The following is a 12,798-nucleotide window of genomic DNA, read 5'->3' as shown; positions in this document are numbered from 1 at the left end:
TCATCCTCCAACTGTTGAATAGTTTTTTTCCACAGCAGTCAAACGTTCCCGGTAAGGCAACAGAAAACCAGCAGTTTCCAGGAAATTTTGCAAATTACTCTGAGCTTCCGAACGCCTTGCCTGAATTTCCTCCACCTCAGACTGAGTTTCTAGTAACCTTTCCTCCGTCGCATCAGTTAATTTTTGTTGGTCGGGCAACCTTTCCCCAATGAGCCTTTGTAATTCTGTCTCAGCTAGAGCAATAGACAAATTCAACCTTTCCAACTTTTGCTCCTGCACCGGGTCATACATTGCCAATAAATCTTTTTCCGCCTGAAGACGTAATTCATCAGCAGAAATTTCATACTCAATACCCTGCTTCAACACAGGCCAATCTCTCAACCTTTCCTGTAACTTTCGCCCTTGCTCCGCTAAAACATCAGCCTGTTGTTGTGCTTGCTGTCCTAACTGAGCATACATTTGCCGTCGTGCATTAGCTTCATTTGCCAATTGTTGGGCGCGGTCTCTGGGGGCAATATGTTCCGGATAATGTCGCCAACCATAAACATTTTCAGTTTTACCCGAACGCTTGCGCTTAGTTCCCACAACTTCCCAACGATTAATCAGACTATTGTGATGGTTTGCCAGATTCTGACTTTGGTTTCGTTGTTGCTCTGCAATATTAGATTGCTGGAAATACTTATTAGCCAAAGCTTGTTTTTGAGCTGCCTGCTGTTGTAACAAATGTAAGACTTTTGCAGCATCCCCAGTCGAACCCGAACCAACAGTTAAATTCTCTTTCCTGTTATCTAAAAATTCACCATATTGCTTCAACGCAGCAGCTTGTTGTTCCGTTTGCCCAGCCAACTGTTGTAAAAATTGACTGTTTTGAGCCGTAATACTAGCCAACCATTGATTTTGATTCTTCTGCTTCACCAACTGCGGGTTTTGACCCCATCCCCAAATTTCCTTACTACGGCCACTTCGACCAGACTCACGCCCAACAACTTGCCATCGTGTGGGATTAATACTATTAGCCGTCGCCTGATAATTTTGACTTTCCGCAGCCAAACCAACCGCTTGTTGCCGGAAATTATTAGCTTGCTGCTCCTGAACTCCTGCTGCATCAAACCAAGGTTGAGAATTTGTCTGTAAATTGGCATCCACATTAGCAAAAGGATTAGTCAATTTTGCCCGTGCATCAGCCACATCAGACTTTGCTCGGTCAATTTCCTCCCTAATTCCAGCCAATAACTGTTGCGTTTCAGTTTCTAAAGCCGATTTTTCCTCCCCAAACCCTGCCAACAGTTCCTCAAGCTCCTGTTGTCTGGCAAAAAGTGCCTGTAGTCGCCCCTGCTCAATTTGATAATGTTGAGTTGCCAAAGCCAAAGCTTCCACCCACTGTTGCGCTTGAGTAGTAGTAATCTCAGCATCCGTACTAACTTGCTGATACTTCTCCAACGCCTCAGTTATCTGACCTGCAACTTCAGATTTCAAATCTGGCAGATCCGTCAATGGGTTGCCCAAGTCTAGCAAAACATCCCACTGGTCGAGCAACCTTTCCTGAGTATTTTGCAGTTGCTGAATAACCGCCTCAGTTCCCGAAGAAGCAGGTCGCGCCAAAGTTTTAACTCGCCCTTCCCCACTGAATGGCTGCCCAATATTCGGTTGTAGGGAAAAATCAGGATTTTGAGGCTCTATAAACGGGGCGCGATAAATTGCCTCTTTAATATCCACCAACCCCGCACCAGTCCGAGCATCCCATCCAGGTACATCTAAATCTGCTGCCGTATCTATTAATAATTGTTTGACCTGCTGAAAACTCAAATCTGGATTTGCAGACCAAACCAAAGAAGCAGCACCACTCACATAAGCCGTCGCCTTGGAAGTACCCACAAAAGCTTTAGGGTCGTCCTGCCAAGTTCCCCCAGGAGCCATCAAAGTCAACCCATCCCCATAACCAGAATAATCAGCCTTCGACTCAAACTGGTTTACCGCCCCCACTGTAATAATATTGTCAAACTCTTGACTTGCTTGCCCCAAAGCAGACATCACACCGCCCGTATTTCCAGACGCCACAACCAACAAAACATTATTATCGCGGGCATATTTAATCGCTTCTTGTTCCGCCGAAGTTAACTCATACCGAGTAGTTACACCAACATCATCCAGTTGAGATAAGTCAAAAGAGAGATTAGCAATACCACGACTTTCCCCCGCCCGTTTCACCTTATCCACAAATTTCACAAGTTGAGATGCCCAGTTGCCACCCCTGACTTTAAAAGATTTATGCTTTGCCAGGGGGTTAACCGAAGCAAAAGTGTTTCTAACCTGCTGAATATGATTATCTTGGGTAAAGTCGATAAATCCAACTTTTGGCTGTTTCGCATTATCCGGCAACAGAGAAATTGCCTCATCAGAATTCAGCAAGAAATTGTCAAATATTCTGGAGTCTGGCTGACTCAAAGCTTCCCCAAGAGGTACATCTAAACCAAATTCATTACCTAATTCTTGACTCTCCAATAGTTGTTGTAAAGTCGCCACACTACTATTATCTAAACCTAAATTATTCAGACTTTCTGGAGAAGTCAAAAGTTGAGTAATTTCTGGATTTTCCGCCAAAGTTCCCATCAACTTATCGGCATAAACTGCCCCAGCATCATCATTCAAAGCAGCCAATAAATTCCCAGAATTAGCATCAATAATATTTTGTAAATCTGCCAAACCACTATTAATAGTTGCCAAAGATTCTGGAGCGACATAATTATTAAAAACGCTAAAAGTATGAGTAGCAATTCCGCCAGTTTCAGAAGTCGCCTGAATCGTAACTTTACTTTCTCCAGTTTTCGGTAGTGCCTCTATATATAATTGGTTATCTTGCAAATTAACATTGAGAAGTTCACCATCGTAACTAATAACTTTATATTCAACATTCCCACCACTCGGAACAGTAAATAATTCTGAAATATCTATAACTTGCGAGGAATTTTCCGCCGTTAGATTAATATCTGGAATAGTATTTGTCAGTAAAGGTGGATTAGGATTAATATTAGTTTTCCCATCACCAGAATTATTTCTCGGCGGGTCTACTGGCACAATAGCCGGAGGAGGTAAAGTATCAAATGCACCACCAACATCAGGAATATTTATTGGTGGCTGCCCAGAATTTATTAACGCTTCCAGAGTCGGCCAAGTAGATATATCATCTATATTAAAAGTATCAAGTGCTGCGGGATTTTCTGCAAAGTATTTCTCGATGTTATCAAAATAATCTTCCCAGAAAATTCCGGCTTCTAAATTAGTAATATCTTCCGGAGGAGTAATATTTAAAATAGTCTCAATTAATTCTGGATTTGTGAATAATTTTGAAAGTTCATAGTTAAGCAGTGGGTCATCTAATGACGCCGGGCAAGACACTACACCAGGACTTATTATTTCTTCTAAGATAAAAGTATTACGTCTTGGCTTTTTGGTAGATTGATTTTGTTTTTGCTTGTTTTTTTTATTCCAAAATAAACCCATGATTTACACCTCTGAAATTAGTAGATATTTTTTACAGAATTTTTCATTTAAGTAAACTACAAAATTCTTTTTGCTTAGGGAGCAGGGAGTAGCAAAAGCATTTTTCTACTTTAGTCCTACTATGTGAAAACCCCTAGAAATAAAAATATAAATTTAATATTGTAGGGGCGTTTTGCTCCTCAACTTATGAAGCGACAGCTCTAGGTTAGCAAATGGTCATTTGCTTGCGATACTCCACAGGTATCCCTACAGGGGATCTAATTCTTAAGAAAATTCTAGAACAGACAAATTTCAACATTATAGATGTATGGAGCAAACCGCCATATACTCGCGATGGTTTTGTCAAGGCGATCGCTCCCATAACCGATTTTCAACTACAAACATATTACATTGTAATATTGCGACATACGCAATAAAAGAGAATGAACGCCCAAACTACCCAATAGAAGGGAGTTAGGGTGGATCTAATTGTTAGCTACAACGTTTATATCTGAATAGAGCGATCGCTGTTTAATGAATCATCAATTTTTAACTACAAATATATTACATTGTATTATTGCGACATACGCAATAAAAGAGAATGAACGCCCAAACTACCCAATATAAGGGAGTTAGTAAATTAGACGTAGGTTGGGTTAAGCGTCGGAGCGCAACCCAACAAAAAAGTTGTATCTGTTGTTGTTGGGTTTCCTTTCGTCAACCCAACCTACGATTAGATTAAATGTAGAAACACCCTCTGTAAAAATGCGGTTACTGCTATTATTCATAACCAATGCAATTTTAGAACAGGTAAATCAAAAAGTTGTCGAAGATCGACAGTGAAGATAAATCTTGTCGAAGATCGACAATTTTGTTATCTTGTTCGATCGCTCTAAGCACCCTTAGCAAGCAGACTATTAGGTTGTTTCCACGTTTTCGAGCTGCTGAAGAATGTTAACCTTTCTAGAACAAGCAAATCAAAAAATTGTCGATTTTCGACAGCGAAAATGACATATTTGCTCGTATATGAAGCACAGATATTAATAATTAAATGTTTATAGTGCGGGCATCTTGCCCGCGATAAGTGTATCTCACACTTGGTGGAATCTGCTGTAAATCTTGTTGAAAATCGACAATGTTGTTACCTTGTTTGATTGGCCACTCCGTGTCTACAAACCCCAAGCAATTTTTCCTTCTGCCTTCTGTCTTATACCTTTTGCCTTTTGTTTTATTCTCAAAATTTACTCTTCATCATCTTGACTACTTTCTACAACCTGTTGAATCTTTGCCATTTCATCTATCATTTGTTCTGGTGTTCGTTTCTGAGAATTTTGAATATAATTCAACTTCATTTCTTCCAACAAATCGGACAGTAAAGACTGTAATTCATGCAATGTTGCTTCATCCTGAAGTTCTTGGCGTAAAGCATCTTGAAATTGTTTAGCTAAACTGTCAAAAAGTTCCCTACCTTCTAAGTCAGAATAAGAGGAAGAAATTACTTCATAAGTAGCATCAGTAACAAAATTTGATAGTTGTTTAATCACATCATCTGGCAACTGTCCCAAAGTCGGAATTTGACGTACAGTTTCATAAAAATCATTCTCTTTAATAGCACTTTCCAAAGAATGGTGTAATAAAGATTCCATTTGTGGTTGAATCTTGGGCAAAACTTTATAAACAGTTAAATCTAAAAGGCGGTTACTAATAACTTCAACCTCATTTACATCATTAATTTTAATTCCCGGTTCGGGAGATAATAAAGACCGCGCCATATCTCCCTTTTGAATTGATTCTTGAGTTTGATTGATTAATCTTAAAGTCACAAATTCAGCTACACGGTCAGCCAAATAAGCAGCAGGTTCGTGAGTAATTTGAGCTAAAATTCTTTCTAAATTAATAATTTTTGCCCGATGCAAACGAATAGTAACAGGCAAAATTCTCAGCCATCGCCAAACAGGAAGTAACAGAAAAATATCGTACCAACGGCGCAACATTCCATCCACCAAACTCAGTTGTGGGTTTTGACGATAAATCACTAAACTACGCAGTAGAAAATCTCCAGCAAAAAAGACAATAAAAAATATATCTATCCGCCAAAAATCATCAACAAACTGACCAGTAACATCCGTATTCCGAAAATAATTAGTGCGAATTAAAGGACTAATTTTATTCTCAAAAAATTAATTTCTTGAATGACATTTTTTGACATTAAATAATCCACACTCCAGAAAGTAAGAAAAGCTTCTTTTGTAGATTCAACCCCCACTCGTTCCCGCATTCGTCTTTGAATTTTGGCAAAAGTGGCAAACTTATTACCCGCGATAAATGGGTCATCTTCTATTAAGGCCACACTCTGACTGCGTAAGGAAGCTAATAAATCTTTCGTAGTTTGGTCTAGGAGTCCTTTTTCTGGTAGTTTTGCCACTAATTGATTCACAGTAACAACATACTTATCTGTCTGGGTATTAGGTTCAATGCCTTTTATAGGGTCGTAAGTCCTGACAATAGCAGGTAAATACCTGAAATAAATGTCCCGTAACCGCACATAACTAATATTAAATAGTCCTAGAGTCAGATTCAAAAGTGCCAATAGAGCGATCGCTTTTGCCCACAATGGTACTTGATTGGAGGGAGGGGAATTTATATCTTTGTTGGTTAAATTAGCATTTGACATAAATATTAAGCAGAGATTCAGATAACTTCAACACTACTAGACTTATAGTCCAATTAAGGCAATTAACACTCAGTCCCAGGGAAGAATTAACATAGAGATAGTAGCCCAATCTTATTAATATGAGTTATTGTTTAAATCCTCAATGCCCAAATCCCCAAAATTCTGAAGGGACCCTATATTGCCTTGCCTGTGGGTCAAAGTTATTGCTCAGAGAAAGATATCGCCCAATTAAACCTATTGGCAGGGGTGGGTTTGGTCGGACTTTTTATGCCGTAGATGAAGATAAACCTTCTCACCCTCCTTGTGTAATTAAACAATTTTTACCTCAAAATACTGGCGACCCAAAAAAAGCTGCCGAATTATTTCAACAAGAAGCAGTTAGATTAGATGAACTTGGTCAACATCCACAAATTCCAGAATTATTAGCTCACTTTGAACAGGATAATAATCAATATTTAGTACAGGAATTTATTGATGGTTCTAACCTTGCTCAAGAGTTAACAAAAACAGGTCCATTTAAGGATAATCAAATTAAACAAATATTGAATGAATTATTACCAGTTTTACAGTTTATTCACGAACATAAAGTAATTCATCGGGATATTAAACCAGAAAATATTATTCGTCGTAATTTTCCACCACAAACTACAGGATGGATGAGTAATACTAATCGATTAGTATTAGTAGATTTTGGTGCAGCTAAAGTTATTACTGGAACTGCTTTAATGCAACCTGGAACAATAATTGGCAGTCCGGAATATGTGGCTCCAGAACAAGTAAGAGGTCATGCTATTTTTGCTAGCGATATCTATAGTTTGGGAGTTACTTGTATTCATTTATTAACTCAAGTATCTCCTTTCGATCTATTTGATGTAATGAAAGATAAATGGGTGTGGCGAGATTATTTGAATCAGTCTATCAATAGTATGTTAGGCAGAATTCTGGATAAAATGTTGGCAACTAACCCCAAAATGCGTTATAAGTCTGCTGCTGAGGTAATGAAAGAATTAAACCCAGAACAGAAGCTCCCTACTCTCCCTAATATTTCTCCACCCACACCATCCCCAACCACAAGACCAACACCATCTCCCACCCCCACCAGAGCGCCAATACCTACATACACACCAATTCGACAAACACCAAATTCTATAACTGCACCACCTCATGTTATCCAACCGACAATTATTCCTCAACCGCAAAAGTCAACTTGGAAATGTGTATCGACGCTGACCGGACATTTTGACTCGGTAAATTCAGTAGCATTTAGTCCGAATGAAGAAATTTTAGCTAGTGGGAGTCGGGATAAGACTATTGAAATTTGGGATATGAACAAAGGCAGACGTTGGTATACCCTGACTGGTCATGGCGACTCAGTACAAACTGTGGCATTTAGTGAAAATGGAGAAATGTTAGCCAGTGGAAGTCGGGATAAGACTATTGAAATTTGGGATATGAACAAAGGCAAACGCTGGTTTACTCTCATCGGTCATTCTGACTGGGTGGATGCAGTGGCATTTAGTCCAGATGGTGAGGTATTGGCGAGTGGAGGTCGGGATAAGGCAATTGAAATTTGGAACTTGCAGAAGGCGAAAAGGTGGTTTACTCTGGTTGGTCATGAAGACCGGGTTTATAGTGTTGCTTTCAATAAAGATGGTCGGATATTGGCAAGCGGGGGTCGCGACCAAACAATTAAAATATGGGATTTTCAGAAGGCGAAGGAGTTGTTTACAATTAAGGGCCATTCTGACTGGGTGCGATCGCTTGTTTTTAGTCCAGATGGTGGCACATTAGCTAGTGGTAGTAGGGATGGCACGATTAAGTTATGGCAGGTTTATGGAGGGGAACTTATTTCGACACCGATACATAATTTGAAATATGGTATGAGCGATGTTTTGTCTGTTGCGTTTAGTCCGGACGGAAAAATTGTTGCGGGTGGGTATCGTAATGGGATTATTAATTTATGGGATGTTGTCACCGGAGAATTGTTGGAAACTCTTAAGGGTCATTCTTCTGATGTATTTTCAGTTATGTTTAGTCGGGATGGTAAAAGTTTAGCGAGTGGGAGTAATGATAAGACGATTAAAATATGGCAGGTTCCTATTTACGGAAGTCAAAAGTCAAAAGTCAAAAGTCAAAAGTAAGATTTTATAGACTCGAAACTTTGATGCCACAGTAATTTCAGGAAATTATTTCAGATATGGGGTTTAAAGGAAAAAAATGCTACTAGAACTCAAAAGATTAACCGTACCACCAGGGCAAAAAGTGTTGTTAAAAGATGTAAGCTGGCAAGAATTTGAAGAAATTCTCAAAGACTTAGGAGAAAGTCGTGCTTCTCGAATAGCTTATGCAAATAACACTTTAGAAATTATGAGTCCATTACCAGAACATGAACTTAGCAAAGAAATTATTAGCGACTTAATAAAAGCTCTCCTAGAAGAACTAGACAGAGAATTTTTAACTCTAGGTTCGACAACTTTCAAAAATGAGCAAATGGCAAAAGGAATAGAACCAGACAATTGTTTTTATATTGAAAATGAAGCTAAAGTTCGTGGGAAAGAACGCCTAGATTTAACTATCGACCCACCGCCAGATTTAGCTTTAGAAATAGATATAACTTCTCGTACTCATCTGAATATTTATGCAAATTTAGGAGTAGGGGAACTTTGGCGATTTGAAAAAGGAAAATTACAAATCTATGTCTTAGAAAATAATAAATATATAGAATCAGAATTTAGCCCTCATTTTCCCGGTTTGCCCTTAACTGAAATAATTCCAGAGTATAGTATTCGCTGTCAAAATATAGGTAGAAATCAAACCATGAAAACTTTTCGGAATTGGGTGAGAGAACAAACTATTAGTTAGTTTTTGGGTAACCTGAATTATATTATGGGCAATCTCTCATAAGTATATTCGGAGTAAGCTTTCTTCCATGTAGCCTTAAGTCGGAGGACCCATTAATCCATATTAACTACAAGTTGAGAATAGATTAACTTAGATATCAGACGCGCCAAAAAGATTTAAATATGATCCAACAGCCTAAACCTCAATATTCTCTAACCTGGATTGGCAAAATTGCTAAAGTCCCTAAACCAGAGTGGGATGCTCTGGCCCAACCTTTAAAAACTCCCTTCCTAGAATGGGACTGGCTGCATAATATGGAAACTTCTGGTAGCGTTGGTGGTAGAAGTGGATGGCTACCCCAACATTTAACAGTATGGCGAGATAGACAACTAATAGCAGCAGCCCCACTTTATATCAAGGGACACAGTCAAGGTGAATTTGTCTTTGACCATCAATGGGCCGAGATAGCTTACCGCTTAGGTATTGAATATTACCCGAAGTTATTGGGAATGTCGCCTTTTACTCCTGCTGAGGGTTATAGATTTTTAATCGCCCCTGGGGAAGATGAAGATGAAATGACAGCCTTGATGGTCAGCGAAATCGATCATTTTTGCGATCGCCATAATATTTCTGGATGTCATTTTCTCTATGTCGATCCAGAATGGCATCCTGTACTGCAACGTAATGGTTTTAGCAGTTGGCTACACCATAGTTACATTTGGCAGAATCAAGGTTATCAAACTTTTGATGACTATCTCAAAGTATTTAATGCTAATCAACGTCGTAATATTAAGCGGGAACGTAAAGCAGTAGGAAAAGCTGGTTTACAGATGCAGACTTTGACTGGGGATGAAATACCGAAAGCTCTGTTTTCTAAGATGTACAGTTTTTACGAAAGTACCTGCGATAAATTTGGTTGGTGGGGTAGTAAATATTTGACGAAGCGATTTTTTGAACAATTACATCACGACTTTCGCCATCGAGTATTATTTGTGGCAGGTTATAGTGAGGAGGACGACCGCTTACCTGTGGGAATGTCGTTTTGTATTACTAAAGGCGATCGCCTTTACGGTCGTTACTGGGGTAGCACTTACGAAATAGATTGTTTACATTTTGATGCTTGTTATTATGCTCCGATAGAATGGGCGATCGATCGTGGTGTTAATACTTTTGACCCTGGTGCTGGTGGGCGTCATAAAAAACGGCGTGGTTTTCCAGCGACACCTAACCATAGTATGCACAAGTTTTATCATAATCGTTTGTCAAAAATCTTCTTGTCTTATATTGGGCAAGTGAATGAAATGGAACAGCTAGAAATGGAGAGAATTAATGAAGATTTACCTTTCAGTCAGAGCAATTCTTAGAAAGTAAGAAAAAATGTGGGATGGAAGAGTGTGGGGAGTGAATCTGGAGGCAAATTTCCACCTTTTCCTCTATTCTATTTCTAGAACTCCTGATTTAGCAGGTTTAGCAGGTATTTAAATGGTCATGCATTGTAACTATTTTTGTTACCAGACACGGTAGTGGGAGCATCTTGCTCCCTTCCCTTTACAGCGCTTTTGCTGATTAATGAACCACATTGTTATAACCAAAACCCTGTAGGGGCGTTAACGATAGTTATGCGCAAGCTTTCGGCCGTTTGCTGACGCATAGCTCCGAATGGCGCCCCTACTGTGGTCTACCAAAATGAAAACCGCTGTAAGGATACCCGTACTAGGGATTGTTTATCTGCATATACCATTATATGCAGAACTACCGATAGTTTAATATGCTGAATTACCCAAAAATTATGATTCTACGAAGTCTTTTAAGGCTAAAATTGTTTGAGATAAAGATTCTTTCATTTGAGCAGCTAACATAAATGAAAAAATATACTTGAAAATTCCCGAAAACAAAATTCTGTGTGTAACTAAAGTTTTGCTTTCAAATGGTTGAAGAATATGTTCATACCTGATAGTACATAAAGGTAATTTTGATTCACTAATAAATGACTTATTCCTAATTACTTTTACTAACCTAATTTGAACGCGAGTCCCAGATTGGATTTGTAAATCAATCAATGAATTATCAGAAAAATCTCCATGAAGATATGCATATTTAGTATCTGGGTCCCAATTCGACCATTGGTTCACCTCTGAATAAATTTTAAAGATATTTTCTGGGTTTGCATTAATTTCTATTTTGGACTCAAATTGCATTGTTGGTTCACCTCTAAATAAATTTTAAAGATATTTTCCGAGTTGGCATTACATCAATTTTTATTTGAATAGACGACTGTAGGAAGGTTCCATGAAACCTCCCTACAAGTATTATTATTTTGAATATGTGGTTTATCAATATTGAAGAATTTTTTTATTTCCAATAAAATCATGTTCGGATAATCAGTTATATAAACCTTATCTCTTTAAACCTTTCTTTTCCTTTCTCCAAAGTATAAGTATTTAACCGAGCATGATTTGATATAACTCCCACTATAGCAGTCGAAGCAAAGATTAGGACATATCAAAAGCTTAAAACTCAGACAACGCCATATCTTTCCTTCTTGCTTCTTACTTCTTGCTTCTTACTTCTTGCTTCTTGCTTCTTACTTCTTGCTTCTTGCTTCTTGCTTCTTGCTTCTTGCTTCTTGCTTCTTGCTTCTTGCTTCTTGCTTCTTGCTTCTTGCTTCTTGCTTCTTGCTTCTTGCTTCTTGCTTCTTGCTTCTTGCTTCTTGCTTCTTGCTTCTTGCTTCTTGCTTCTTGCTTCTTGCTTAAATTCAACAAAATATTAGCAGCTTCATCTAAATCTTTCCCAAAAGAAATTATCCCATCTTCGTGACCTGCCATTACTAATATTTTTTCTACTCCTAATTTCTCCTCATCAAACAAACGAAATATTTCTTTTGCCATTTGTGGAGTACCATAAGGAACTTCTTGATTAGAAGTAGGAACTTTATACATAAGTTCTTGCCAAAGCTGAGAATTATGAATATGAATAATACCCATAATTTCTGGTTGATAATAATAGATAGCAGCATGAGTTAATGATTCAGAAGAAGCTTTGACTGGTCCGCAACAAGTTAGGCTATTTTCCTCGATATTAAAATCAGTAACTACCGTGTAAAATTCTGGTCCTAAAGTTTCTAAATGGGTGGTTTGAGTGCCAGTAATAATAAACTGATTTGAGTCATTTATTCTCTGACTGACATTACCAAAACCAATGCCATTTTCATAAACGCCAATTAATCCTAACGAGTACATGAAATCCCGCTTTTTCATTAAATCAGTAATGCTATAGCTTGCCACAGGTTCGCCTTTAACCCAATGACAATTATATTTTATTACTCCCTCATCCATAACCATAAATTTAATAAATTTAATAGTGAAAAATAACAGTTAATATTATTAATGTTATACCATTTTGAAAAAAGAATGTTACAAATAGTAAGCAGTATTACAGCGCTTTTCAAATTGATGAACTACATCGCCATAACCAAAACCCTGTAGGGACGTTGCATAAGGGCGTCCCTACTGTGGTCTACTGAAATGAAAACCGCTGTAAAGTAATTTATAGAAAATATCTATTGGACGAAAAAGATAAATTACTATATAAAAAATGGTATCAAACCTATTCTCATACGACTCGGTCCTCCTGTCTTCCCCTCCCCTCCACGGTCGGGGTTAGGGGTGGGTTGACTCAATCGCAGTAACCTAAATATTTGTAGCAAAGATTTATCAAACTGGTATTAGTCAGAGATTACTTTTGACTTTTGACTTTTGACTTCTAACTTGCGCGTAGCGCTATATTTGTTGGGTTGCGCTCCC

The 12,798-nt window shown here is 38.2% G+C and carries 11 protein-coding genes; 5 read left to right on the top strand and 6 right to left on the bottom strand.

Features of this window, described 5'->3' with window-relative positions:
- Positions 1 to 3,501: a S8 family serine peptidase gene (locus SAGCYANO_RS23735; protein WP_202222340.1), complete on the bottom strand. Its 3,501-nt coding sequence runs from the start codon at positions 3,499 to 3,501 to the stop codon at positions 1 to 3.
- A 212-nt stretch (positions 3,502 to 3,713) separates the two neighbouring features.
- Between SAGCYANO_RS23735 and SAGCYANO_RS23730 the strand changes: the two genes are divergently transcribed.
- Complete coding sequence (locus SAGCYANO_RS23730; RefSeq protein WP_202222339.1) at positions 3,714 to 3,917, top strand: hypothetical protein; 204 nt, start codon at positions 3,714 to 3,716, stop codon at positions 3,915 to 3,917.
- Positions 3,918 to 4,303: 386 nt separating this feature from the next.
- The gene (locus tag SAGCYANO_RS47960; protein ID WP_255502677.1) at positions 4,304 to 4,438 is read left to right on the top strand and encodes a hypothetical protein; all 135 of its coding nucleotides are present in this window, start codon (positions 4,304 to 4,306) and stop codon (positions 4,436 to 4,438) included.
- Positions 4,439 to 4,527: 89 nt separating this feature from the next.
- Here SAGCYANO_RS47960 and SAGCYANO_RS47955 read toward each other — a convergent pair whose 3' ends face one another.
- The 3 genes from SAGCYANO_RS47955 to SAGCYANO_RS23720 all read right to left on the bottom strand — a co-directional run bounded on the left by SAGCYANO_RS47955 (position 4,528) and on the right by SAGCYANO_RS23720 (position 6,154).
- Positions 4,528 to 4,662: a hypothetical protein gene (locus SAGCYANO_RS47955; RefSeq protein ID WP_255502676.1), complete on the bottom strand. Its 135-nt coding sequence runs from the start codon at positions 4,660 to 4,662 to the stop codon at positions 4,528 to 4,530.
- Between the two features lie 59 nt (positions 4,663 to 4,721).
- Positions 4,722 to 5,516 carry a hypothetical protein gene (locus SAGCYANO_RS23725; protein WP_202222338.1) on the bottom strand — a complete coding sequence of 265 codons (795 nt, stop codon included), beginning with the start codon at positions 5,514 to 5,516 and terminating at the stop codon, positions 4,722 to 4,724.
- Between the two features lie 116 nt (positions 5,517 to 5,632).
- Entirely contained in the window at positions 5,633 to 6,154 is a 522-nt protein-coding gene (locus SAGCYANO_RS23720; RefSeq protein WP_202222337.1) for a hypothetical protein, read from the bottom strand.
- A 119-nt stretch (positions 6,155 to 6,273) separates the two neighbouring features.
- On the opposite strand from SAGCYANO_RS23720, the gene SAGCYANO_RS23715 reads away from it, so the two are divergent.
- The 3 genes from SAGCYANO_RS23715 to SAGCYANO_RS23705 all read left to right on the top strand — a co-directional run bounded on the left by SAGCYANO_RS23715 (position 6,274) and on the right by SAGCYANO_RS23705 (position 10,359).
- Entirely contained in the window at positions 6,274 to 8,295 is a 2,022-nt protein-coding gene (locus tag SAGCYANO_RS23715; protein ID WP_202222336.1) for a serine/threonine-protein kinase, read from the top strand.
- A gap of 76 nt (positions 8,296 to 8,371) precedes the next feature.
- The gene (locus tag SAGCYANO_RS23710) at positions 8,372 to 9,016 is read left to right on the top strand and encodes a Uma2 family endonuclease (protein WP_202222335.1); all 645 of its coding nucleotides are present in this window, start codon (positions 8,372 to 8,374) and stop codon (positions 9,014 to 9,016) included.
- Between the two features lie 161 nt (positions 9,017 to 9,177).
- Positions 9,178 to 10,359, top strand: coding sequence for a GNAT family N-acetyltransferase (locus SAGCYANO_RS23705; protein ID WP_202222334.1), 1,182 nt, complete (start codon positions 9,178 to 9,180; stop codon positions 10,357 to 10,359).
- A gap of 423 nt (positions 10,360 to 10,782) precedes the next feature.
- Here the strand turns inward: SAGCYANO_RS23705 and SAGCYANO_RS23700 are convergent, their stop codons facing one another.
- A complete protein-coding gene (locus tag SAGCYANO_RS23700; protein WP_202222333.1) occupies positions 10,783 to 11,193 on the bottom strand; it encodes a hypothetical protein in 411 nt (136 codons plus the stop codon).
- A 351-nt stretch (positions 11,194 to 11,544) separates the two neighbouring features.
- Positions 11,545 to 12,330: a class II aldolase/adducin family protein gene (locus SAGCYANO_RS23695; protein ID WP_375339981.1), complete on the bottom strand. Its 786-nt coding sequence runs from the start codon at positions 12,328 to 12,330 to the stop codon at positions 11,545 to 11,547.
- Positions 12,331 to 12,798: the final 468 nt, after the last annotated feature.

This window comes from Okeania sp. KiyG1 (assembly GCF_014132355.1).
Lineage (GTDB): Bacteria > Cyanobacteriota > Cyanobacteriia > Cyanobacteriales > Microcoleaceae > Okeania.
Note: the sequence above shows the minus strand (reverse complement) of the source record. Positions and strands in the feature narration are given on the sequence as shown.

What these genes read in the sequence shown, in the direction of transcription:
- SAGCYANO_RS23735 (WP_202222340.1), bottom strand. Translation starts at nt 3,501, where the DNA reads ATGGGTTTATTTTGGAATAAAAAAAACAAGCAAAAACAAAATCAATCT.
- SAGCYANO_RS23730 (WP_202222339.1), top strand. Translation starts at nt 3,714, where the DNA reads ATGGTCATTTGCTTGCGATACTCCACAGGTATCCCTACAGGGGATCTA.
- SAGCYANO_RS23720 (WP_202222337.1), bottom strand. Translation starts at nt 6,154, where the DNA reads ATGTCAAATGCTAATTTAACCAACAAAGATATAAATTCCCCTCCCTCC.
- SAGCYANO_RS23715 (WP_202222336.1), top strand. Translation starts at nt 6,274, where the DNA reads ATGAGTTATTGTTTAAATCCTCAATGCCCAAATCCCCAAAATTCTGAA.
- SAGCYANO_RS23710 (WP_202222335.1), top strand. Translation starts at nt 8,372, where the DNA reads ATGCTACTAGAACTCAAAAGATTAACCGTACCACCAGGGCAAAAAGTG.
- SAGCYANO_RS23705 (WP_202222334.1), top strand. Translation starts at nt 9,178, where the DNA reads ATGATCCAACAGCCTAAACCTCAATATTCTCTAACCTGGATTGGCAAA.
- SAGCYANO_RS23700 (WP_202222333.1), bottom strand. Translation starts at nt 11,193, where the DNA reads ATGCAATTTGAGTCCAAAATAGAAATTAATGCAAACCCAGAAAATATC.
- SAGCYANO_RS23695 (WP_375339981.1), bottom strand. Translation starts at nt 12,330, where the DNA reads ATGGATGAGGGAGTAATAAAATATAATTGTCATTGGGTTAAAGGCGAA.